Source organism: Haemophilus haemolyticus, assembly GCF_003493605.1.
GTDB lineage: Bacteria > Pseudomonadota > Gammaproteobacteria > Enterobacterales > Pasteurellaceae > Haemophilus > Haemophilus haemolyticus_J.
This window is the reverse complement of record NZ_QQKA01000002.1, coordinates 169,401-192,715: the sequence shown is the minus strand read 5'-3', so window position 1 is coordinate 192,715 and position 23,315 is coordinate 169,401. Positions and strand designations below refer to the sequence as shown.

The window sequence follows — 23,315 nt, the reverse complement described above, 5'->3', positions numbered from 1 at the left end:
GTGTTAACTTGGTAACAAAATTTTTATTTTAAATGAATAATGTTATTTTGCTTTACCAAAGCATTTTGCAAATTCTTTCAAATAGGGTTCCATGTGAGAGAGCGCTGTATAATAGGCTTCACATAGTTGATTATGTGGTTTTCCAAATCCTTGAACAGTTCGATGTTTTGGGCAACCTCCATGACAGGCAAAACGAAATTTACAGCTTTTGCATCGTTCGGAAAGAAAGGATTTCGCTGAACCGAAATGTTTTTGTTTTATGTTATCAACTAATGTTACTAGTGGTGTTTCTATTAGGTTTCCTAACTTGTACTCAGGGTAAACATAATGATCGCAACTATAAATATCTCCATTTTGTTCAATAACTAATTGATCACCGCAGGTTTCACGAAAAATACATAAATCAGGTTGTAATCCAAGATAGGCCATAAACCATTGTTCAATAAACTGAATCCCAATTTTTCCTACATCATTAGAGTACCATTCATCAAAAATATTAATTAGAAACTGCCCATAATCCTTTGCAGAGGCTTGTTGCTTATAATCTCCCATTAGTGGAATAAATTGCATATATGGCGATTCAATTCGTTTTAGAAAATGATAGATTTCTTTGCCATGTAGGACATTTAGATTATGCACTACTGTGAGAGTATTAAAAGATACTTGATAGTTATGTAGTAAATCTAGTGCATCTATTACTTGTTGAAATGTACCTTTGCCATTTTTAGTTAAACGATAGGCATCATGTAAGTGTTCTGGACCATCTATAGAAAGCCCCACAAGAAAATTATGATCATGTAGAAAACGGCACCAATCGGCATTAAGTAATACACTATTGGTTTGTAGCGAATTTTCAATTTGTTTTCCATTAGCATATTTATGCTGAAAATCGACCGCTCTTTTATAGAAATCAAGGCCTGCCATAGTTGGCTCACCGCCTTGCCAGAGGAAAGTTACTTGTTGTTGAGGGGCAGTTTCTATGTAAGCTTTGATATAGGTTTCTAATACCTTATCACTCATGGCTCGTTGATTTAAATGAGGTTTTTCCAAGTAAAAGCAATATTGGCAATCTAAATTACAAATTGAGCCAGTAGGTTTTGCCATTAATTGAAATGCGTTCATACATCATATCCTTTCTATTTTTTTCATCATAACAGAATATTTTTAAGTGTATATGATGCTGATCATAAGATATGCTAATCCCCTTACGCCACAATTAGAATATATTATTAAGCTGATTTTCTTGATAGGAGTAGCAATGGCAATTAGTACAATTTTTATCTTACTGATTTGCGGTATTTGTACCAATATGGTTTCTGCTATTTTTGGTATTGGCGGTGGGGTATTGATGGTGCCAATTTTACGTACATTATTTCCCGAATTGCCGATTCAAGTTATTTCAGCTACATCACTCACCATTGTGATGTGTACCGCATTGATTAACTTATTATTTTTCCATAAGCAAAAAATTAAAATTGATTATATCAATATGATTTTATGGTCTATTGCTATGGTGATTGGCGTGCAAATTGGTTTTGAATTAAGTTTTTATTTTTCTACAGCGATAATTAGTTTAATTTTTACGGTTAGTTTAAGTGCACTAGCGATTAAAACATTTTTAAACAGATCGAGAATACAAATAGAAGTACTTAAGATGTCTCCTATAGAACGAGCTAAAGGTAGTATTAGTTGCTGCGGAGGAGGCTTAATTGCGGGTATTACAGGTATTGGAGGCGGCTCTATCCTTGCTCCGCTTGTTGGCCAATTAAAAGGGGTAAAAACACAGCAAATTGCCGTTTATACGAACTACATGATGATTATTGGTGGTATTGGTAATTTATATGGCTATCTCACAAGAGTCTTCCCTTATGATGTCAGTCTAAGTGGCCAATTAGGATATGTAAATTTTCTTGTAGTTGGTGTTGTTACCTTGGGTTCATTTGGAATGAGTTTCTTCTCAATGAAATTGCGTGGATTAATGAATCCAGCTTTAATAAGAAAATTATTGGCAATTATTTTATTTTGTATTGCAGCCTATATGTGCATTTTGGAGTTTGTATTCCATTAAATCGAATAAACTAGACCTAGTTATTCTAGGCCTATTCCCCAATTAGCGTTTTCGCAATCTCTCTTGCTTGCGTATCAATTTCAAGTACATCATCAATATTTTGAATGGTATAAGGCGAAATTTTCTCAATTGTTTTTGCATTAATTTTTGCAATATTCATAAAGCTAATTTGACGATCTAAAAATGCTTGTACAGCAATTTCATTAGCTGCATTCATTGCTGTTGTCGCATATTGACCCGCAGCGAAGGCATCAATAGCCAGTTTTAAATTCGGATAGCGATTAAAATCAGGTTCAATAAATGTCAGTTCTTTGATTTTAAAGAAATCGAGTGGTTCTACTCCAGCAAAAGTGCGGTGAGGATATGCCATAGTTTCTGCAATTGGGGTACGCATATCTGGATTTCCCATTTGAGCAATAACTGAGCCATCAACATACCGTACCATAGAATGAATAATCGATTGTGGATGAATAATGACTTCCATTTCTTCCGCACTTGCGTTGAAAAGCCAGCGAGCCTCAATGTATTCCAAGCCTTTATTCATCATTGTAGCTGAATCGACAGAGATTTTTTTTCCCATAGACCAATTAGGGTGTGCAACTGCTTGTTCTGGTGTGATACTAGCGAACTGTTCTAGTGGTGTGTAACGAAATGGCCCGCCAGAACCGGTGAGTATAATTTTACTTACACCTAATTCAGAAAGTGGGCAAAAGCCAATTTTTTCTTGTGCTTCTGGGGGTAACGATTGAAAGATCGCATTATGTTCACTGTCTACTGGTAAAAGCTTCGCGCCATAGTTTTTTACGGCATCAATAAAAAGCTGTCCGCAGGTTACCAATGATTCTTTATTTGCTAGTAATACCCGTTTACCTGCTTTAACCGCTGAAAGCGTCGGTAACAATCCTGCTGCACCAACAATCGATGCCATTATCTGATCGGCATCTGGGTGTGCTGCGAGTTCACAAATAGCTTGTTGTCCTGCTAATACTTCCGTTGAAATATGATGCGCAATTAATTTCTCACGTAAAATTTTAGCAGCATTTACATCATCAAGAGCCGCAAAGTGCGGTCGGAATTTTATGCATTGTTCAAACATTGCTTCTACATTTTTTCCGCCGACGAGCGCAAATGCATGATATTTCTGAGGATTATTTTCGATAACAGAAAGGGTACTCTTACCGATTGATCCCGTTGAACCAAGAATGACAATGTTTTGTTTTTGCATAGAATCTTTACCGCACTTTTGTTGATTATATTTTCATTGGTACGTCTAAATTCGCATACCTAATAAAATAAAGGCAGACAAAACTGTCTGCCTTTCGCATTTTTTATGATTAGAAATCCATTAATTCTTTTTCTTTATCCGCTAATACTTCATCTACTTTTTTAATGTAAATATCTGTGATTTTTTGGATTTCTTCTTCCGCTTTATGTTGTTCATTTTCGCTGATTTCTTTGTCTTTTAATAATGCTTTGATTTTATCATTCGCATCACGACGCACATTACGAACCGCAACTTTACCTTGTTCACCTTCGCCTTTTACGATTTTGATTAAATCGCGACGGCGTTCTTCTGTTAATGGAGGAAGCGGAACACGGATTGTGGTACCCGCTGAAGATGGGTTTAAACCTAAATCTGAGGTTAAAATTGCTTTTTCTACCGCAGAGATTAAAGAACGATCAAAAACAGTTACGGCTAAAGTACGCGCATCTTCTGCCACTACGTTTGCTAATTGGCGAAGTGGGGTCGCCGCACCATAATATTCAACTTGAATTGCATCAAGTAAACTCGGTTGTGCGCGACCTGTACGGATTTTTGAAATATGACCTTTTAATGCTTCAAGGCTTTTTTCCATACGATCTTGAGCATCTTTTTTAATTTGGTTAAGCATTACATTGTCCTTTTAATTGACGAAAGTTAAAACGTGGTGATTCTACTGGATTTTTGTCAATTTTTGAATACATTTATCAGCTTGAAAACAGATAAAAAATGACCGCACTTCAGTTACCCAAAGTGCGGTTAATATTTTTAGTATTTTTAATTAAGCTTTAGGACCAGCTGCAATTAAAGCTTTGCCTTCTTCGTTAGTTGCATATTTAACAAAGTTTTTCACAAAGCGACCGGCTAAGTCTTCAGCTTTTGATTGCCATTGTGCTTTATCTGCGTAAGTATCACGAGGATCCAAGATTGCAGAATCTACACCTGGTAATGTTTTAGGAATTGCTAAGTTGAAGATTGGCAATTCGCCCATTTCTGCTTTTTCAATTGAGCCATCTAAGATTGCATCAATGATTCCGCGAGTATCTTTGATTGAGATACGTTTTCCTGTACCATTCCAACCAGTATTCACTAAGTAAGCTTCAGCACCAGCTGCTTGCATACGTTTTACTAACACTTCTGCATATTGAGTTGGGTGAAGGGTTAAGAACGCTGCGCCGAAACATGCTGAGAAAGTTGGAGTTGGTTCGGTAATACCACGTTCAGTACCTGCTAATTTTGCAGTGAAACCAGATAAGAAGTAGTATTTAGTTTGTTCTGGTGTTAATTTAGATACTGGTGGTAATACTCCAAATGCATCTGCAGTTAAGAAAATCACTTTCGTTGCGTGACCAGCACGAGAAACTGGTTTTACAATGTTATCGATGTGGTAAATTGGGTAAGACACGCGAGTATTTTCTGTTTTTGAACCATCATCGAAATCAACAGAACCATCTGCACGAACAACCACATTTTCTAATAATGCATCACGACGGATAGCGCGGTAAATATCCGGTTCATTTTCTTCTGAAAGGTGAATGGTTTTCGCATAGCAACCACCTTCAAAGTTAAAGATACCCACATCATCCCAACCGTGCTCATCATCACCGATTAATTCACGTTTTGGATCGGTTGAAAGTGTTGTTTTACCTGTGCCAGATAAGCCGAAGAAGATTGCTACATCACCATCTTTACCTACGTTAGCTGAGCAGTGCATTGCGCCAACACCTTTAAGTGGTAGGAAGTAGTTCATCATTGAGAACATACCTTTTTTCATTTCACCGCCGTACCAAGTACCACCGATTAATTGAATGCGCTCAGTTAAGTTGAAGGCAACGAAGTTTTCTGAATTTAAACCTTGTTCTTTCCAGTTTGGATTGGTTACTTTAGAACCGTTCATTACAACGAAATCTGGTTCAAAATTTTTGAGTTGTTCTTCAGTTGGGCGAATAAACATGTTTTTCACAAAGTGTGCTTGCCATGCAACTTCAGTTACAATACGTACTGCAATACGGTCGTGTTCGCTCGCACCACAGAAACCATCAACGACAAACAAGCGTTTACGAGAAAGTTGGTTAGTTACCAAGTCTTTTAAGCTTTGCCATGTAGCTTGGTTCATTGGTTTGTTGTCATTTTTCGCTGCTTCAGATGTCCACCAAACAGTATCTTTGGTTTTTTCATCTAATACGATATATTTATCTTTTGGTGAACGGCCAGTGAAGATTCCAGTATCTACAGCTACTGCACCCGTCGTAGTTAAAGTACCTTTTTCAAAGCCTTCTAAACCCGGTTTAGTTTCTTCTTCGAACAATTGCTCGTAGCTTGGATTGTAGACAACTTCTTTTACGTCATAAATGCCTAGCGCTTCAAGTTCTTTTACTACCTTGTTTAAGTCTGTCATAAGTCACCTCTAATATTTAAGATTAAAATTTAACTGTCGCCTATTCTAAAGAATGTCAATGCAAAAAAATGTTAACTAGATCTCATTTTTAAAAAATTATAGCTCTCCATTACCTATTTTTAGGTGTATTAATGATGTAGATCAAAAATCCCGACATGGCGTCGGGATTGTTTTTAAAGTTTTGTTGATTTTAATTTTTCAATCGCTTCTTTATTAAAGAAGTAGTGAGTGCCACAACATTCACATTGCATATCAATACTGCCTTTATGCTCGGCTAATATTTCGTCAATTTCTTCATCGGAGATGAGCAATAATGCAGAACCAGAACGCTCTGCAGAGCAGCCACAGAAAAATTGTACATCTTGTGCAGGATAAAGATTGACGGTTTCTTCGTGATATAAACGATAGAGTAACTCTTCTGCAGGGAGACCAAATAATTCTTCGTCTTTTACTGTTGCTGCGAGCGTAGTTAAATGCTCAAAATCTTCTGGTGTACCAGAACCATCAGGCATAATCTGTAATAGCATACCTGCTGCCACTGGCTTTCCTTCATATTCTCCAGTACGAATAATTAATTGAGTTTGAAGCTGTTCTGAGCGTACAAAATAATCTTCTAAGCATTCTGTGATCGTCGGTTTATCCAGACTAATTACACCTTGATAGCGTTCACCTTCTTTTGGTGCAATAGTAATGACCAATACGCCTTTACCAATCATATTATGCAGACTCATATTTTCAGTGATGTTCCCATCCACTCGAGCAAGGGCGCGGATTTGTTGTTGATCATTGCCATTTACTAATGCTAAGCGTAATGGACCATCGCCTTGAATTTGTACGGTGATATTGCCGTCAAATTTTAGTGTGGCAGTAAGCAAATTAGTCGCCACCATCATTTCACCCAATAAATCCTGTACTGCTTTAGGATACTGATGGGTATTTAATGTATCAGTAAATGTTTTATTTAAACGAACCCATTCTCCACGAACCGCACGATTTTGGAAAAGATAACGGTAAAGCTTGTCATTGTCTTGAGTATAGTCTTGTTGATTGGTCATTGATCATTCCTAATTGAAATAAAAAGTGCGGTAGTTTTTCCCGCACTTTTAAGTGTTGCTACTCATAATTGGGGCTATTCAGAGGATTGCAAGGGAGTCTTGTGAAATCCAATTGTGATATACGCGTTAAAATATGATTAAGCAAACCTTGTTTTGGCTTCTGCAATAGCTTCGGCAACACGCAATGGCGATACACCACCTTTTGCACAACGCTTGTCTAAGCAAGACTGGAGGGAAAGAATCTCGTAAACATCATCTCCCACTACTTCACTAAATTGGCGGAATTCAGGGATAGTAAGATCTTCTAATCCTTTGCCTTTCTCGATGGCATAAACAACCGTTTCACCTACGATATGATGGGAATCTCGGAAAGGTACGCCCTTAGAGACTAAATAATCCGCTAATTCAGTTGCGTTTGAATAGCCTTTTAACGCGGCTTCACGAGTACGTTCAACATTTACTTTCAATTCATCTAATACGAACGTTGCCATGTCCACACAGTTTTGCCAAGTATCTAAGGCATCAAAAATGCCCTCTTTGTCTTCTTGCATATCTTTATTATACGCAAGTGGCAAACCTTTTAAGGTGACTAGCATGCCTGTTAATGAGCCGATCACTCTGCCGGCTTTGCCTCGAATTAACTCACATGCATCAGGATTTTTCTTTTGTGGCATTAATGATGAGCCAGAAGTCACGCGGTCGGATAATTCCACGAAATTTGCCTCTCCGCTGTTAAAGATAATCATATCTTCAGCAAAGCGGGAAAGATGTGCCATACTGAGGGATGCGATGGAAAGCAACTCGACGATATGATCGCGATCAGATACGCTATCTAAGCTATTTCTAGTCGCGAAAGCAAAACCAAGATCATGCGCAAGTGAATCACGATCTACGGCATAAGCTGTACCAGCCAGCGCACCACTACCAAGTGGGCAGGTATTCATTCGATTATACGCATCTGTTAAACGTGAATAGTCGCGGTCGAACATTTCCATATATGCCATACACCAATGCGCAAAAGTGATTGGTTGCGCTCGTTGTAAATGGGTATAGCCAGGCATTACTGCTTGTTGTGTGTTTTCTGCGGTTTGAACTAAATGGCGTTGCAAATTACGTACTGATTCTTGTAATTCAACCACACGTTGTTTGCACCATAGTTTTATATCTACAGCCACTTGATCGTTACGACTACGGCCGGTATGTAATTTTTTACCAAGGTTGCCTACTTTATCAATTAGCTTACTTTCAACCCAACTATGAATATCTTCAGCATCATCTTGTAAAATTGCTTGCGGATTTGACCGCACTTCAACAAGTAATTCATTTAGTGCTTGTTCAAGTTGATGCTGTTCTTCGATAGTTAATACATTGACTTTCACTAAGGCTTTGGACCAACCAATCGAGCCTTGAATATCCTGTTCTGCCAAACGATAATCAAAACGTAATGAGTCATTAAAATCTTTAAAACGTTTATCCGCGGCCTGCGTAAAACGCCCACCCCAAAGTGCCATAATCTTTCCTTTTTATTTTAATTAATTATTCTATTATTGTGCATATTTATTCATAAAGCAATATTCTATATTAATAATAAAATAAAAATGGACAAAATCTTTCATTTTGTCCATTTTATCTGTATTAGTGCTATTTATAGCGTTTTTGCCAAATTTTTGATAAAGGATTTAAATTCTTTACCTAATTTTTCGTGACGAATACCGTATTCTACGAAAGCTTCCATATAGCCAATTTTATCACCACAGTCGAATGTTTCACCTGTCATATGGAATGCTTCAACAGTTTCTTTTTCAATGAGCATATCAATAGCATCGGTTAATTGGATTTCATCGCCAACACCGATTGGCGTCTTTTCCAACAAGTCCCAAATTGCTGCTGAGAAAACGTAACGACCCACTACAGCAAGGTTTGATGGCGCATCTTCAACGGCTGGTTTTTCAACAATGCTATTAATTTTTGCACTTTCACCACCATTAAGAACTATGCCACCACAGTCTGCAACACCATAGCTACTCACATTTTCTTGTGGAACAGGCGTTACCATAATTTGGCTTGCGCCAGTTTCATTAAAGCGTTTAATCATTGCAGAAAGATTTTCTTTTTTCTGATCTGCACTGAAATCTGCTAACAATACGTCAGGTAACACAACGGCAAATGACTCATTGCCTACAAGTGGGCGACCGCACAATACAGCGTGTCCAAGTCCTTTTGCATTACCTTGGCGAACATGCATGATAGTTACATCTTTTGGACAGATAGAACGCACTTCTTCTAGAAGTTGACGCTTAACACGTTTTTCTAGCATAGTTTCTAGTTCAAAAGAGGTATCAAAATGGTTTTCGATAGCATTTTTTGATGAATGCGTGACAAGCACAATTTCTTTTATGCCAGCTGCAACACATTCATTTACCACGTATTGAATCAATGGTTTATCAACCAAAGTAAGCATTTCCTTCGGAATTGCCTTCGTGGCAGGCAACATACGTGTACCTAGACCGGCTACAGGAATAATTGCTTTCATAATATAAAATCCATTATTTATGATTATGATGAACTGTCTAATTGTTCATCTTTCATCTGTTTAATTCGTTGGTAAATTTCTTCTCGGTGAACGGATACTTCTTTAGGCGCTTCTACACCGAGTTTAACTTGGTTTCCACGTACACTCAAAATCGTGATAGAAATATCATTTCCAATAAGTACACTTTCGCCAACTTTACGAGTCAAGATTAACATCTTTTATCTCCTTAGTTTGCATTTATTAGATATCCCTATCAATCAAGGAAGGGTTGGCATCCCACCAACCGGCTTGTACTACAGATTTTTGTTTAACCAGTCTTGCGCCACTTTAACTGCTTGTGCCACATTTTCTGGTTGGGAGCCTCCTGCCATTGCCATATCCGGACGACCACCGCCTTTACCCCCGACCTGTTGAGCCATTAAATTAACGAGCTCTCCAGCTTTTACTTTGGTAGTTAAATCGTTTGTTACACCAACGACAAGGTTGACTTTTTCATCTAAGATCGATGCGAATGCGATTACGCCTGAGCCTAGTTGATTTTTTAAATCATCGACCATCACACGTAATGACTTTGTTTCTATGCCGTCTAATTGTTGTGCGATAACAGAAACACCATTGATTTTCACCGCACTTTTTATAAAATCAGAACCAGCCTGCATTGCGGCTTTTTCTTTTAGACCTTGCAATTCTTTTTCCACTTTCTTCGCTTTGTCTTGAAGTTGCTGGATTTTTTCCGCTAAGGTATTTACGTCTGATTTTAATAAGTCTGCGCTTTGGATCAGAATACGTTGTTGATTATGTAACCAGTCAATGGCATTTTGACCTGTTACAGCTTCAATACGACGAACACCTGCCGCCACTGCGCTTTCAGTAATAATTTTAAATAGACCAATGTCCCCAGTGCGTTTTGCGTGAATACCACCACAAAGCTCAATTGAGAAATCGCCCATGGTTAATACGCGAACCTTATCACCATATTTCTCGCCAAAGAGCGCCATTGCCCCTTTAGCTTTTGCTGAATCAATGTCCATAATATCCGTTTGAACTGCGAAGTTAGCACGGATTTTTTGGTTTACTAATGTTTCAATTTGAGTTAGTTGTTCTTTTGTAATTGCTTCAGGTTGTGCAAAGTCAAAACGTAAGGCTTTATCTGAAACAAGTGAGCCTTTTTGCACAACATGTTGACCTAAAATTTGACGTAAGGCCGCGTGCAATAAGTGTGTTGCTGAGTGATTAAGTGATGTGTGATGGCGGCGTTCTGCATCCACAATAGCATTCACTGATTGCCCAACTTTCAAACTTCCTTGCGTTAATTCTCCAATGTGTCCAAATACTTGCCCATATTTTTGGGTATCTTTAACATTAAAGGTCACGCCTTGTGCGCTTAAATATCCGCTATCGCCAATTTGGCCACCTGATTCTGCATAAAACGGCGTATTTTCTAAAATAACGACCGCACTTTGACCCGCTTCGATACTTTCCACTGATTTACCATCATGGAAAAGTGCGGTGATTTTTGCTTGAGATTCGACTTCAGTATAGCCTTCAAACTTAGTTTCGCCATCTACACGAATAACGCTGTTGTAGTCCACACCAAACTGACTCGCGGCTTGAGCTCGAGTACGTTGCGCTTCCATTTCACGGTCAAACGCTTGTTCATCAATGGTGATATTGCGCTCACGACATACATCAGCCGTTAAATCCAATGGGAAACCATAGGTATCATAAAGTTTGAATGCAACTTCACCTGAAAGAACGCCATCTTTCACTTGAGCAAGGGCTTCATCTAATAAGCTCAAGCCACGTTCAAGAGTGCGAGCAAATTGTTCTTCTTCTAAACGTAATAGTTTTTCAACATTTACTTGTTTTGCTTTTACGTCTTTGCCTGCTTCTGCCATTACTTCAATTAGAGTTGGCACGAGTTTATAGAAAAAGGCTTCTTTGGCACCTAATAAGTGACCGTGACGAACTGCGCGGCGAATAATTCGACGTAATACATAACCACGGCCTTCGTTTGATGGAATAACGCCATCTGCGATTAAATATGCACAAGAACGAATATGGTCAGCAATAACACGTAATGATTTATTACTTAAATCTGTTGTACCTACAACTTCAGCTGTTTTTGCGATTAATGTTTTGAAAATATCAATCTCGTAGTTTGAGTTCACATGTTGCAATACAGCAGAAATACGCTCTAACCCCATCCCGGTATCAACCGATGGTCGTGGTAATTTTTCCATTGTGCCATCTGCTAAACGGTTGAACTGCATAAACACAACGTTCCAGATTTCGATATAGCGGTCGCCATCTTCTTCTGGTGAGCCTGGAGGTCCGCCCCAAATATGATCACCGTGATCGTAGAAAATTTCAGTACAAGGACCGCAAGGACCCGTATCGCCCATTGCCCAGAAGTTGTCTGATGCGTAAGGGGCGCCTTTATTGTCACCAATGCGAATAATGCGTTCAGCAGGGACACCGACTTCTTTATTCCAGATATTGTAGGCTTCGTCATCGGTTTCATACACGGTTACCCATAGTTTTTCTTTAGGTAAACTAAGCCATTGTGGCGAAGTTAAATATTCCCAAGCAAAATTAATCGCATCGTGTTTGAAATAATCACCGAAGCTGAAGTTTCCTAACATTTCAAAGAATGTATGGTGACGTGCGGTATAACCCACGTTTTCTAAATCGTTATGTTTACCGCCTGCGCGTACGCAGCGTTGCGCAGTGGTGGCTCTAGAATAAGGGCGTTTATCCATTCCAAGGAATACATCCTTAAATTGGTTCATCCCAGCGTTCGTGAAAAGCAAAGTCGGATCATTTTCCGGCACAAGTGAGCTACTTTCAACTACTTGGTGGCCTTTGCTATGGAAAAAATCAAGGAATGATTGTCTTATTTCTGCTGTTGTTTTCATTAAAAAGAATCCTTGTTACCCATAATAAAAATAAAAACTAAACCGTACTATTTTTGCATATTTTTGAAATTTATAAAAAGGCTTTTTGCCAAAACCCCAAAATAAAACCGCACTTCACGACGCTATTTGAGAAGTGCGGTTAAAATTTAAGTTATTTCAGATTATTCAAAAAACAATTTCTTGTTAATTATTCATCTCTAAGCGGAACAACCAACATATCAATTTTAATCGTATTCATCACTTGACGTGTTGAAGACATTAACTTACTCCAAAAATCTTGGTGATGTCCCGTCACTAATAAATCTACATCATATTGTTCGATGGCATCACTTAGAACTTGTCCTAAATCACCACTGCCACTCAATTTTTCTGAAATTGGATAATCTGCACTTTCAGCTAAATCTAATAGGGCTTTTTGTGTTTCCGTGGAAATTCTGTCTTGCATTGAAGACATATTCACATCAATCAATCCAGTGTAAAGATCCGAGAAGTTCACATCAACGTGGATGATAGAAAGTTTTGCTTCATGGCGTTTTGCAACCCCAACCGCTTTTTTAAGTAAAACTGGACTCTCTTCAGAAAGATCTACTGCCACTAAAACGTGTTTGTACATAATCGACTCCTTAACTGATTGGTTCGGCTTTTTAACTGGCTCCAATGCTAACATTTTGAGTAATAAAAAACTGTGTACTAGATCACAATTTAAACATTTTTATTAAAAATTCATTAAATTTTCAATGTCTGCAATTTCTTTGGGAGCCGCTGCGGTTAGGATTTTATTACCATATTCAGTCATGAGTAAATTGTCCTCAATGCGCACGCCAATGCCTTTGTATTGCTCTGGCACATCAGCATCTTCTGAAATATAAATTCCGGGTTCAACGGTAATCACCATACCGATTTCGAGTATCCGTTGTTTATCTTGGCCATAGCTACCTACATCATGCACATCTAACCCTAGCCAGTGGCCTAATCCATGCATATAAAATTGGCGATAAGCTTGTTGTTCAATGAGTGTATCGACATCACCTTTTAAGATACCTAAATCCACTAATCCTTGAGTTTTAATACGAATAACTTCATCATTGGCTTGCTTAATGGAATTGCCTGGTACAAGTAATTCAATCGCACGTTTTTGTGCTTTTAAAACTAACTCGTAAATTTCACGTTGAGGCTGGTTAAATTTTCCATTTACAGGAAAAGTGCGGGTAATATCGCCTGCATACATGTCAAATTCACAGCCAGCGTCAATGAGTACTAAATCCCCATCATTTAATGGGCGATCATTTTCTGTGTAGTGCAAAATACAGGCGTTATTTCCTCCTGCAACAATGGAATTGTAAGAAGGAAATCTTGCGCAATGGCGATTAAATTCATGCAAAATATCGCTTTCAATTTCATATTCAAAGCGATTTGGGCGTGTCGTTTGCATCGCTTTAATATGCCCTAGAGCCGTAATTTGTCCCGCTTGCTGCATTAATCTGATTTCATTAGGCGATTTTATAAGGCGCATCTCGTTGAGCATTGGTCGCCAATCTAAAGTCTCACTAAAACTCACCGCACTTTCTGTCACTAATTTATCACCCCAAGTATGAATTTCTGGCACATGGTAAAGTGCGGTCAGGTTTTTTAGTATTTTTGGCAGTACGGTAGCAAACTCTTCAATAGAATAGGCTTCATTTACATTAAGTTGTTGTGGTGCACGCTCAACACCTAATCGGCGACCATTCCAAGTTTCAAGTAACGGATTGCGTGGACGGAGAAAAATAATAGCTTTTTCTGCTTGTTCTGTTTTCAGTAATAACAGTGCCGCATTCGGTTCGTTAAAGCCCGTTAAATACCAAAAATAGCTGTCTTGACGGAAAGGATAGGTACAATCATTATTACGGCGTTTTTCGATTTCAGAAAAAAGTAATAATGCCGAATTAGGTTGCATTTGAGCGAATACTCGTGTGCGGCGTTCCCAAAACTCTTCTTTAGGCAACTCAGCCATATAAGCCAATTCCATTCGAGATCTCCTTAATGTAATACAGGTTTGCTCTCAATTTCTCCTTCGTTGAAATGAGAATAGAACAACATAGCAATGGTGCGAACATATTCAATGATTTCTTCTAGCGCTTCCGCAAGTTCTTCTTCGTTATCGTCTTCATCATAACCGAGTTGGCAAATATCTTGTAAATCATCTACGGCTTCGCCAATTTCGCCTTTTTCTTTTGCTAATTCAGGTTGTGCTAAGCCAAGACCAAGTAAGAATTGGTTTGCCCAGTCAGATAAGCTATCCGATTGGGCAAAGACATTTTCATCTTCGGTTAAACCAAGCTCAAAGGTAAATCCTTCAACATCTGATAAGGTTTGTCTAATTTGTTCATAAAGTTCTGTAACGGGTTGAACTAATGCTGTTGGGTAAGCATGATTATCATTGCTGAATTGATATAAGAGCGGTAGCCAACTTTGATCTTTTAAGCCACCACAAAGTAAACCGCTTAAAAAGCCGTGTAGTTCTGTTGCATTAAAGCCGATTCCAGCAGATTTAAGTTGTTGGTTAAGGTCAGAATGAGAAATGAGCATAATAGATGTCCTGAGTAAATTTGAAATTAGTGTAAACCTTTGTAAATAAAAAAGCGATCGCTTTTCCTTGTGGAAAAACGACCGCACTTTTTATTTGATGATGAGCGAATTACATCATTCCGCCCATTCCACCCATACCGCCCATGCCTGCGCCTAGGTCAGCTTTTTCATCTTTTGGAAGCTCGGTTACCATACATTCAGTGGTAATCATTAAGCCTGCTACAGATGCTGCGAATTGTAACGCAGAACGAGTTACTTTAGTTGGATCTAAGATACCCATTTCGATCATATCGCCGTATTGTTCTGTACCTGCGTTATAACCAAAGTTTCCTTCGCCATTTTTAACCGCACTTGCCACAACAGATGCTTCTTCACCCGCGTTAGTGACGATTTGACGTAAAGGTGCTTCCATCGCACGTAATGCAAGTTTGATACCCACATTTTGTTCTTCATTGTCACCTTTTAGGCTAGCTGCAACTTTCGCTGCTGCGCGAACTAATGCAACGCCACCACCCGCAACGATACCTTCTTCAACCGCTGCACGAGTTGCATGTAATGCATCATCTACACGGTCTTTTTTCTCTTTCATTTCAACTTCAGTTGCTGCGCCTACTTTGATTACAGCCACACCGCCAGCTAATTTAGCCACGCGTTCTTGAAGTTTTTCTTTGTCGTAGTCAGAAGTTGATTCTTCAATTTGTTGACGAATTTGAGCCACGCGACCTTTGATTTGTGCTTCATCACCAATACCATCAATAATGGTTGTGTTATCTTTATTGATAACAACACGTTTCGCTTGACCTAAATCTTCTAATGTCGCTTTTTCAAGCTCCATACCGATTTCTTCAGAAATCACGGTACCAGCAGTTAAGATCGCAATATCTTGTAACATTGCTTTACGACGATCACCAAAACCTGGCGCTTTCACTGCTGCAACTTTCACGATACCGCGCATCGTGTTCACCACTAAGGTTGCAAGGGCTTCGCCTTCCACATCTTCAGCAATGATTAATAACGGTTTACCTGCTTTCGCAACGCCTTCTAACACAGGAAGTAATTCACGAATGTTAGAGATTTTTTTATCTACAAGAAGAAGATATGGATTATCTAATTCAACCGTTGCAGTTTCTGGTTTGTTGATGAAATATGGAGAAAGGTAACCACGATCGAATTGCATACCTTCAACCACATCTAATTCATCTTCAAGGCCCGTACCATCTTCAACAGTAATCACCCCTTCTTTGCCCACTTTTTCCATCGCTTGAGAGATTAATTGACCCACAATGCTGTCAGAGTTTGCAGAAATAGTCCCTACTTGTTCAATTTCTTTTGCTGTTTCACAAGGTTTAGATAAATTTTTAAGCTCAGAAACAACCGCACTTACTGCTTTATCAATACCACGTTTTAAATCCATTGGATTCATACCTGCCGCTACTGCTTTTAAGCCTTCATTTACGATAGCTTGCGCAAGTACAGTTGCAGTGGTTGTACCGTCACCTGCAGCATCATTGGCTTTAGAGGCAACCTCTTTCACCATTTGTGCACCCATGTTCTCGAATTTATCTTCTAATTCGATTTCACGAGCAACAGACACACCGTCTTTAGTGATAGTTGGTGCGCCAAACGATTTATCTAGAATTACATTACGACCTTTCGGGCCAAGGGTTACTTTTACTGCATCGGCTAATACATTCACGCCTTTAAGCATTTTTACGCGTGCGTCGTTACCAAATTTTACGTCTTTTGCTGCCATTTTCTTTTCCCTTATTTAATTATTCTACAATTGCTAAGATGTCATTTTCAGAAATGATTAATACTTCTTCACCATCGATTTTTTCGCTTTTCACGCCGTAACCGTCGTTGAAAATGACGGTATCGCCAACTTTCACATCTAATGGTTGAACGGTTCCATTTTCTAAAATACGACCTTTACCCACTGCTAATACTTTCGCGCGGGTTGATTTGGTCGCCGCTGAGCCTGTTAATACGATACCGCCAGCTGAACGGGTTTCGACTTCTTCACGTTTAATAATTACACGATCGTGTAAAGGACGAATATTCATGATTAATTTCCTTCTTAAGAATTTGTAAGTGCGGTTTTTATATAAGGAACATTTTTTCGCTTTCAAGGGCTATGAATAAAAAAATTCTGACAAAATGTTTTCCCTATTTGGATTTTTTACGTAAAATTCGCCGCTCTTTGTGCGATAAATAAATGAAGGAATGAAGATATACACTTAACATCAAGAGAACAAGAAAAGCTAATGCTCTTTTTGGCCGGTGAATTGGCTGCAAAACGTAAAGCGAGAGGAATTAAATTATCCAGAAACCATTGCTTATATTGCGAGCCATTTACAAGAGGCAGCAAGAGACGGAATGAGCGTGGCTGAAGTGATGCAATATGGCTCAACACTTTTAACCGTTGATGATGTAATCAGGTTGTACCGTGTGAGTGTTAGGGCATAGAGCAGAGCAAATTCAGAAACTGTTTGAGAAAATTGGTGAGCAGTTAAAAGCTGCGTAAGATTGATAGAAAACTTATTTTCCCCTAAAAAAACTAATCCGAAAAATGAAAATATGTCTTGAGAGCATTTCTTGAAAATGTGATCTCGGTCAAGTTTTTTCTCCTTAAAATTTCTATAATGGCGTCAAATTAACTAACCAGAAAAGGTGATTAAAATGACTCAATTTAGAAAAGAAGTAGATTTACTCGGTGAACGTGATGTACCAGCAGATGCGTACTGGGGGATTCATACATTAAGAGCGGTAGAAAATTTCAATATTTCTAACGTAACCATTTCTGATGTGCCTGAGTTTGTACGTGGCATGGTGATGGTGAAAAAAGCAACGGCTTTAGCCAATGGTGAATTAGGTGCAATTCCTGCTGATATTGCAAAAGCGATTGTAGCAGCTTGTGATGAAATCCTTACCACGGGAAAATGCTTAGATCAATTCCCATCAGATGTATATCAAGGTGGTGCAGGTACTTCTGTCAATATGAATACCAATGAAGTGGTTGCTAACCTTGCGCTTGAAAAAATTGGCCATAAAAAAGGCGAATATAACGTGATTAACCCAATGGACCACGTTAATGCAAGCCAATCAACTAACGATGCGTATCCTACCGGTTTCCGTATTGCGGTATACAACAGCATCTTAAAATTAATCGATAAAATTCAATATTTACACGATGGTTTTGATAATAAAGCAAAAGAGTTTGCGAACATCTTAAAAATGGGTCGTACCCAATTACAAGATGCGGTGCCAATGACTGTTGGTCAAGAATTCAAAGCTTTCGCGGTATTGCTTGAAGAAGAAGTACGTAACTTAAAACGTACTGCTGGTTTACTCCTTGAAGTAAACCTTGGTGCGACTGCAATCGGTACGGGTTTAAATACTCCACAAGGCTATACAGAATTAGTCGTAAAACACCTTGCTGAAGTAACTGGATTAGCTTGCGTACCGGCGGAAAACTTGATTGAAGCAACATCTGACTGTGGTGCTTATGTCATGGTTCACGGTGCATTAAAACGTACTGCTGTGAAACTTTCTAAAGTATGTAATGACTTACGTTTACTTTCTTCTGGCCCACGTGCTGGCATTAAAGAAATTAACTTACCTGAATTACAAGCGGGCTCTTCTATCATGCCTGCAAAAGTAAACCCAGTTGTTCCAGAAGTGGTGAACCAAGTATGCTTTAAAGTAATTGGTAACGATACCACTGTGACCTTTGCATCTGAAGCAGGTCAATTACAATTAAACGTAATGGAACCCGTGATTGGTCAAGCAATGTTCGAATCTATCGATATCTTAACGAATGCTTGTGTGAACTTACGCGATAAATGTGTGGATGGCATCACTGTAAACAAAGAAATTTGTGAAAACTACGTGTTTAATTCAATTGGTATTGTGACTTACTTAAATCCATTTATTGGTCACCACAATGGCGACTTAGTGGGTAAAATCTGTGCGCAAACAGGCAAAGGTGTACGTGAAGTTGTGTTAGAAAAAGGTTTATTAACAGAAGAACAGTTAGATGACATTCTTTCTGTAGAAAACTTAATGAACCCAACTTACAAAGCGAAATTAAATAAATAAGTCTGAATGATTTATTCAGTCCTCGAATAGAAATAACCGCACTTTGATTACTCAAAAGTGCGGTTATTTTTTATATTGAATTATGGATTAAAGTCTTGCTGAAAGCATGGTTTCCAATTTTTCTTGGTCAATAGCAAATTTACGAATACCCTCTGCTAATTTTTCAACGGCCATTGCATCGCTGTTATGTTGCCAGTAGAACTCAGCTTCTGTTAATGGTTGTGGTTTCGCTTTTACTTCGCCTTTGTATTCTAGTTTGCGTACAAGTGCGGTTGAATTTTCTTGCAATTCTTTCAGTAATGCTGGTGCAATGGTTAAACGATCGCAACCTGCAAGTTCAGTAATCTCGCCTACATTACGGAAGCTTGCGCCCATCACAACGGTGTTGTAGCCATATTCTTTGTAGTAATTATAGATTTTGGTAACAGAAATAACGCCTGGATCTTCTGCTGGCGCATATTCTTTTTTGTCTGAGTTTGCTTTGTACCAGTCTAAAATACGACCTACAAATGGAGAAATTAAGTAAACGCCGGCTTCTGCACAAGCACGAGCTTGTGCTTCAGAGAATAATAAGGTTAAATTACAGTTAATGCCTTCTTTTTCAAGGATTTCTGCAGCACGGATACCTTGCCATGTTGAAGCAATTTTAATCAAAATACGATCATTTGAAATGCCAGCTGCATTATAAAGTGCGATTAATTTACGCGCTTTTTCAACCGTTGCTTGTGTGTTGTAAGAAAGACGCGCATCCACTTCAGTAGAAATACGTCCTGGAACGATTTTTAAAATTTCTAAACCAATGTTTACTGCTAATTTATCTTCTGCATCAATAAGTTGCTGTGCTTTATTATTGCTTTGAGCTTTTGCATAAGCTACAGCTTCATCAATTAATGGCGCATATTGTGGAAGTGCAGATGCGCTTAGAATTAATGATGGGTTAGTAGTCGCATCTTGTGGTTGATATTTTTTAATCGCGTCGATATCGCCAGTGTCTGCGACCACAACGGTCATTTGACGAAGTGAATCTAATTGAGTTGTCATTTGTATCTCCTATTCGAGTGAAATGGAATGAATAATGTCGGCTACGATAGCATAAATTTAATCTTAAAAGGAAAAATTTTTCGATAGAAAAAATAGGCGCAGGCGTTGATCTGCGCCATTGTTTTAAAGCTTGAGGGTGTCTTTTATGGTGAGAGTTATTTCATCTAACATGGCATAGCGTTTACGATACATGGAACGTTTTTTACTTGGAATATCATCTAGATTTCTATCCATTTCTAAAGGCAATTCCCAGTAATCTTTTAATTCTCCGCCAGATTCACCAAAAATTGCATCATAGTCCACTGTGTATTGTTTACTTTGAATGAAGCGAGATTTATTTTGGTATTTTTGCGGAATACCAAGCAATTTATCGTAGCCTAGAATTTTTGTGAGCGATTTCATGGTTTCAACCATTAAATAGGCTGGGCGCAAACCGTGGCATGATTTGGTGAGTTGTTTCACCATTTCCTTTGAACCTTCAAAATTTGGACCTTGTACAACCGCAATGAGTAGAGCATCGCCTAATTTGGCAAAGGTAAGCAAATAGACTAATTCATTTCTTGGTTTATGCCATAGCTCCAATACCCAATACCCCTCCATCGGTTGATGAGTTGTCATGCTTAATGTCATTTCAAAATCAGGGATGACTTCGCCAAAACTTAATGGTTTTTCCCATAACGGCGTAGAAAGTGCGGTAAGTTTTTTGGGTAAAAATAAAAGGTTATCACAAACAGCATTAAAACGTTGTGATGCGTTGAAGCGTTTATCCAGAAAACGACAAGCAACGGGATAACTATAATCCAAGTGCGTATTAAAAATATTGACGAGAAAAGGATGTTGATTGATAAATTGTTCAAAGCGACGAATTGAACCACGATTTAAAAAGCTACGTAAGTTATAACGCCAATGTTTTGGTGCATCAAAACGCCCAGGTCGATATGGATAAATATCCTTAGATTGAGGCCATTGGTAAGTTGTTTTTGTTGTCATCTGGATTGCCATTAATTGGTTATAATTTTGGTGCAAATTTTGACATAATTTCAGGAAATTTTCCATTTATGCTATTCTAAGCGCAATTTTAAAAGGAATCCTTATGTCTGAAATTAAACTTAATTATCATAAAACTCACTTTTTAACGAGTGCGCCGAATATTCGTTCTATTCCTGAAGATACTGGCATTGAAATTGCGTTTGCGGGTCGTTCAAATGCGGGAAAATCGACCGCACTTAATGCATTAACCAATCAAAAAAGTTTAGCTCGCACCTCAAAAACACCGGGGCGCACGCAACTTATTAACTTATTTGAAGTAGAACCAAATTGTAAATTGGTGGACTTACCAGGTTATGGTTATGCTGCCGTACCAGAGCAAATGAAAATCCAATGGCAAAAATCGTTAGGTGAATATTTGCAAAAACGCGAATGTTTAGCTGGATTGGTTGTATTGATGGATATTCGCCATCCGCTTAAGGATCTTGATCAACAAATGATTGAATGGGCGATTTCAGCTGATTTACCAGTACTTTTATTGCTTACTAAAGCCGATAAATTGAGCCAAAGCGCACGTAGTAAACAAGTGAAAATGGTGCGCGAAGCGATTCTTCCATTCCAAGGTGATATTCAAGTAGAAGCCTTTTCTGCACAAAATAAAATTGGTATTGATAAACTTGCAGCAAAATTAGATTTTTGGTTTTCGCCACTTTTTTCGGAATAAAATGTAAATTTTGCGATCTAGATCCCAAGAAAAGCACATGATGAATGATTTCATTATGTGCTTTTTTTATAGTGCAAAAACTATCTTCATTTTTACCGCACTTTAAGGATTATCATGTCCCTTGCTATTGTTTACAGTCGTGCTTCTATGGGCGTACAAGCTCCTCTTGTCACCATTGAGGTGCATTTAAGCAACGGAAAACCAGGATTTACACTTGTTGGTTTACCTGAAAAAACGGTGAAAGAGGCACAAGATCGAGTGCGTAGCGCGTTAATGAATGCACAATTTAAATACCCAGCCAAACGTATCACTGTAAATCTCGCACCTGCGGATTTACCGAAAGAAGGCGGAAGATTTGATTTGCCTATTGCCATAGGGATTTTAGCCGCATCGGATCAGCTTGATGCGAGCCGCTTAAAGCAATTTGAATTTGTGGCTGAGCTTGCGCTGACGGGGCAATTGCGTGGCGTACATGGTGTGATCCCCGCTATTCTTGCAGCACAAAAGTCAAAGCGAGAGTTAATTATCGCGAAACAAAATGCCAATGAAGCCTCACTCGTGTCTGATCAAAATACTTATTTTGCGCAAACGCTTTTAGATGTGGTGCAATTTCTCAATGGTCAGGAAAAATTACCACTCGCCACTGAAATTGTGAAAGAAAGTGCGGTAAGTTTTTTGGGTAAAAATACATTAGATTTAACAGATATTATTGGACAACAGCACGCCAAACGAGCATTGACCATTGCCGCAGCGGGGCAGCATAATTTGCTCTTTCTTGGCCCACCGGGCACAGGAAAAACGATGTTAGCTAGCCGATTGACAGGGCTTTTACCTGAAATGACAGATTTAGAAGCGATAGAAACCGCATCTGTAACGAGTTTAGTTCAAAACGAGCTAAATTTTCATAATTGGAAACAACGTCCTTTTCGAGCCCCGCACCATAGTGCATCAATGCCGGCTTTAGTTGGAGGCGGAACGATCCCAAAACCTGGTGAAATATCCTTAGCAACAAATGGCGTACTTTTTCTTGATGAACTTCCAGAGTTTGAACGAAAAGTATTAGATGCACTACGTCAGCCTTTAGAAAGTGGCGAGATTATTATTTCTCGTGCCAATGCAAAAATTCAATTCCCAGCTCGTTTTCAATTAGTGGCAGCGATGAATCCAAGCCCGACAGGTCATTATACTGGAACACATAACCGCACTTCGCCGCAACAAATTATGCGTTATTTGAATCGACTTTCAGGGCCCTTTTTAGATCGTTTTGATTTATCTATTGAAGTGCCTTTACTGCCACAAGGCAGCTTACAAAATACGGGCGATCGTGGCGAGACCAGCGCACAAGTTCGTGAAAAAGTATTAAAAGTGCGAGAGATTCAAATGGAAAGAGCGGGGAAAATTAACGCTTATTTGAACAGTAAAGAGATTGAGCGTGATTGCAAATTAAGTGATAAAAATGCCTTTTTCCTTGAAAAAGCACTGAATAAACTAGGGCTTTCTGTACGAGCTTACCATCGTATTTTAAAAGTATCTCGAACCATTGCCGATCTGCAAGGAGAACAACAAATTTCTCAACCGCACTTGGCGGAGGCCTTGGGCTATCGAGCAATGGATCGTTTGTTGCAGAAATTGTCGAATATGTAAAAACTCGTGGTGAGAATACC

Annotated in this window: 20 protein-coding genes and 1 pseudogene; 5 read left to right on the top strand and 16 right to left on the bottom strand. The window is 38.7% G+C overall.

Annotation, left to right across the window (positions count from 1 at the left end):
* Window positions 1-42: 42 nt before the first annotated feature.
* On the bottom strand, window positions 43-1,122 hold the full coding sequence (locus DV424_RS02545; protein WP_118858966.1) for an anaerobic sulfatase maturase: 1,080 nt from the start codon (window positions 1,120-1,122) through the stop codon (window positions 43-45).
* A 136-nt stretch (window positions 1,123-1,258) separates the two neighbouring features.
* Between DV424_RS02545 and DV424_RS02540 the strand changes: the two genes are divergently transcribed.
* Window positions 1,259-2,068 (top strand): sulfite exporter TauE/SafE family protein, encoded by an 810-nt coding sequence (locus tag DV424_RS02540; RefSeq protein WP_118858965.1) that lies wholly within the window; start codon window positions 1,259-1,261, stop codon window positions 2,066-2,068.
* Window positions 2,069-2,099: 31 nt separating this feature from the next.
* Here the strand turns inward: DV424_RS02540 and ispC are convergent, their stop codons facing one another.
* The 13 genes from ispC to DV424_RS02475 form a co-directional block, all read right to left on the bottom strand.
* The gene (gene ispC / locus DV424_RS02535; protein ID WP_118858964.1) at window positions 2,100-3,293 is read right to left on the bottom strand and encodes a 1-deoxy-D-xylulose-5-phosphate reductoisomerase; all 1,194 of its coding nucleotides are present in this window, start codon (window positions 3,291-3,293) and stop codon (window positions 2,100-2,102) included.
* A 109-nt stretch (window positions 3,294-3,402) separates the two neighbouring features.
* Window positions 3,403-3,960: a ribosome recycling factor gene (gene frr, locus DV424_RS02530; RefSeq protein WP_005632773.1), complete on the bottom strand. Its 558-nt coding sequence runs from the start codon at window positions 3,958-3,960 to the stop codon at window positions 3,403-3,405.
* 150 nt (window positions 3,961-4,110) lie between these two features.
* Entirely contained in the window at window positions 4,111-5,727 is a 1,617-nt protein-coding gene (gene pckA / locus DV424_RS02525) for a phosphoenolpyruvate carboxykinase (ATP) (protein WP_118858963.1), read from the bottom strand.
* 173 nt (window positions 5,728-5,900) lie between these two features.
* Complete coding sequence (gene hslO, locus DV424_RS02520) at window positions 5,901-6,782, bottom strand: Hsp33 family molecular chaperone HslO (protein ID WP_118858962.1); 882 nt, start codon at window positions 6,780-6,782, stop codon at window positions 5,901-5,903.
* 137 nt (window positions 6,783-6,919) lie between these two features.
* Window positions 6,920-8,293, bottom strand: coding sequence for an argininosuccinate lyase (argH, locus tag DV424_RS02515; protein WP_118858961.1), 1,374 nt, complete (start codon window positions 8,291-8,293; stop codon window positions 6,920-6,922).
* Between the two features lie 134 nt (window positions 8,294-8,427).
* Complete coding sequence (galU, locus tag DV424_RS02510; RefSeq protein WP_118858960.1) at window positions 8,428-9,315, bottom strand: UTP--glucose-1-phosphate uridylyltransferase GalU; 888 nt, start codon at window positions 9,313-9,315, stop codon at window positions 8,428-8,430.
* Window positions 9,316-9,338: 23 nt separating this feature from the next.
* A complete protein-coding gene (gene csrA / locus DV424_RS02505; protein ID WP_005625841.1) occupies window positions 9,339-9,530 on the bottom strand; it encodes a carbon storage regulator CsrA in 192 nt (63 codons plus the stop codon).
* Between the two features lie 78 nt (window positions 9,531-9,608).
* Entirely contained in the window at window positions 9,609-12,233 is a 2,625-nt protein-coding gene (gene alaS / locus DV424_RS02500; RefSeq protein ID WP_118858959.1) for an alanine--tRNA ligase, read from the bottom strand.
* Between the two features lie 187 nt (window positions 12,234-12,420).
* Window positions 12,421-12,846, bottom strand: a complete 426-nt coding sequence (gene uspA / locus DV424_RS02495) for a universal stress protein UspA (RefSeq protein WP_005629483.1) — start codon at window positions 12,844-12,846, stop codon at window positions 12,421-12,423.
* 102 nt (window positions 12,847-12,948) lie between these two features.
* Window positions 12,949-14,241, bottom strand: a complete 1,293-nt coding sequence (gene pepP, locus DV424_RS02490; RefSeq protein WP_118858958.1) for a Xaa-Pro aminopeptidase — start codon at window positions 14,239-14,241, stop codon at window positions 12,949-12,951.
* A gap of 11 nt (window positions 14,242-14,252) precedes the next feature.
* Window positions 14,253-14,801 carry a YecA/YgfB family protein gene (locus DV424_RS02485; protein ID WP_118858957.1) on the bottom strand — a complete coding sequence of 183 codons (549 nt, stop codon included), beginning with the start codon at window positions 14,799-14,801 and terminating at the stop codon, window positions 14,253-14,255.
* Between the two features lie 109 nt (window positions 14,802-14,910).
* Entirely contained in the window at window positions 14,911-16,554 is a 1,644-nt protein-coding gene (gene groL, locus DV424_RS02480) for a chaperonin GroEL (protein ID WP_005632790.1), read from the bottom strand.
* 19 nt (window positions 16,555-16,573) lie between these two features.
* On the bottom strand, window positions 16,574-16,864 hold the full coding sequence (locus DV424_RS02475; protein WP_005629492.1) for a co-chaperone GroES: 291 nt from the start codon (window positions 16,862-16,864) through the stop codon (window positions 16,574-16,576).
* 168 nt (window positions 16,865-17,032) lie between these two features.
* Here DV424_RS02475 and ureA point away from each other — a divergent pair.
* Both ureA and aspA read left to right on the top strand, forming a co-directional pair.
* Window positions 17,033-17,267: pseudogene (ureA, locus tag DV424_RS02470) on the top strand (urease subunit gamma).
* 213 nt (window positions 17,268-17,480) lie between these two features.
* Complete coding sequence (aspA, locus tag DV424_RS02465; RefSeq protein WP_118858956.1) at window positions 17,481-18,899, top strand: aspartate ammonia-lyase; 1,419 nt, start codon at window positions 17,481-17,483, stop codon at window positions 18,897-18,899.
* A gap of 87 nt (window positions 18,900-18,986) precedes the next feature.
* Here the strand turns inward: aspA and tal are convergent, their stop codons facing one another.
* Entirely contained in the window at window positions 18,987-19,940 is a 954-nt protein-coding gene (gene tal, locus DV424_RS02460; protein WP_118858955.1) for a transaldolase, read from the bottom strand.
* 123 nt (window positions 19,941-20,063) lie between these two features.
* Window positions 20,064-20,930: a VirK/YbjX family protein gene (locus DV424_RS02455; protein WP_192880628.1), complete on the bottom strand. Its 867-nt coding sequence runs from the start codon at window positions 20,928-20,930 to the stop codon at window positions 20,064-20,066.
* Between the two features lie 103 nt (window positions 20,931-21,033).
* Here DV424_RS02455 and yihA point away from each other — a divergent pair, with 103 nt between their 5' ends.
* Both yihA and DV424_RS02445 read left to right on the top strand, forming a co-directional pair.
* Window positions 21,034-21,651, top strand: coding sequence for a ribosome biogenesis GTP-binding protein YihA/YsxC (gene yihA, locus DV424_RS02450; RefSeq protein ID WP_118858954.1), 618 nt, complete (start codon window positions 21,034-21,036; stop codon window positions 21,649-21,651).
* Between the two features lie 114 nt (window positions 21,652-21,765).
* Window positions 21,766-23,295 (top strand): YifB family Mg chelatase-like AAA ATPase, encoded by a 1,530-nt coding sequence (locus tag DV424_RS02445; RefSeq protein WP_118858953.1) that lies wholly within the window; start codon window positions 21,766-21,768, stop codon window positions 23,293-23,295.
* Window positions 23,296-23,315: the final 20 nt, after the last annotated feature.

Bases quoted from the DNA above. Each gene is read 5' to 3' on its own strand.
- csrA (WP_005625841.1), bottom strand. From the start codon at position 9,530: ATGTTAATCTTGACTCGTAAAGTTGGCGAAAGTGTACTTATTGGAAAT.
- aspA (WP_118858956.1), top strand. From the start codon at position 17,481: ATGACTCAATTTAGAAAAGAAGTAGATTTACTCGGTGAACGTGATGTA.
- uspA (WP_005629483.1), bottom strand. From the start codon at position 12,846: ATGTACAAACACGTTTTAGTGGCAGTAGATCTTTCTGAAGAGAGTCCA.
- argH (WP_118858961.1), bottom strand. From the start codon at position 8,293: ATGGCACTTTGGGGTGGGCGTTTTACGCAGGCCGCGGATAAACGTTTT.
- DV424_RS02455 (WP_192880628.1), bottom strand. From the start codon at position 20,930: ATGACAACAAAAACAACTTACCAATGGCCTCAATCTAAGGATATTTAT.
- galU (WP_118858960.1), bottom strand. From the start codon at position 9,315: ATGAAAGCAATTATTCCTGTAGCCGGTCTAGGTACACGTATGTTGCCT.
- DV424_RS02545 (WP_118858966.1), bottom strand. From the start codon at position 1,122: ATGAACGCATTTCAATTAATGGCAAAACCTACTGGCTCAATTTGTAAT.
- hslO (WP_118858962.1), bottom strand. From the start codon at position 6,782: ATGACCAATCAACAAGACTATACTCAAGACAATGACAAGCTTTACCGT.
- DV424_RS02485 (WP_118858957.1), bottom strand. From the start codon at position 14,801: ATGCTCATTTCTCATTCTGACCTTAACCAACAACTTAAATCTGCTGGA.
- pckA (WP_118858963.1), bottom strand. From the start codon at position 5,727: ATGACAGACTTAAACAAGGTAGTAAAAGAACTTGAAGCGCTAGGCATT.
- DV424_RS02475 (WP_005629492.1), bottom strand. From the start codon at position 16,864: ATGAATATTCGTCCTTTACACGATCGTGTAATTATTAAACGTGAAGAA.
- tal (WP_118858955.1), bottom strand. From the start codon at position 19,940: ATGACAACTCAATTAGATTCACTTCGTCAAATGACCGTTGTGGTCGCA.
- DV424_RS02540 (WP_118858965.1), top strand. From the start codon at position 1,259: ATGGCAATTAGTACAATTTTTATCTTACTGATTTGCGGTATTTGTACC.
- alaS (WP_118858959.1), bottom strand. From the start codon at position 12,233: ATGAAAACAACAGCAGAAATAAGACAATCATTCCTTGATTTTTTCCAT.
- frr (WP_005632773.1), bottom strand. From the start codon at position 3,960: ATGCTTAACCAAATTAAAAAAGATGCTCAAGATCGTATGGAAAAAAGC.
- groL (WP_005632790.1), bottom strand. From the start codon at position 16,554: ATGGCAGCAAAAGACGTAAAATTTGGTAACGACGCACGCGTAAAAATG.
- pepP (WP_118858958.1), bottom strand. From the start codon at position 14,241: ATGGAATTGGCTTATATGGCTGAGTTGCCTAAAGAAGAGTTTTGGGAA.
- yihA (WP_118858954.1), top strand. From the start codon at position 21,034: ATGTCTGAAATTAAACTTAATTATCATAAAACTCACTTTTTAACGAGT.
- ispC (WP_118858964.1), bottom strand. From the start codon at position 3,293: ATGCAAAAACAAAACATTGTCATTCTTGGTTCAACGGGATCAATCGGT.
- DV424_RS02445 (WP_118858953.1), top strand. From the start codon at position 21,766: ATGTCCCTTGCTATTGTTTACAGTCGTGCTTCTATGGGCGTACAAGCT.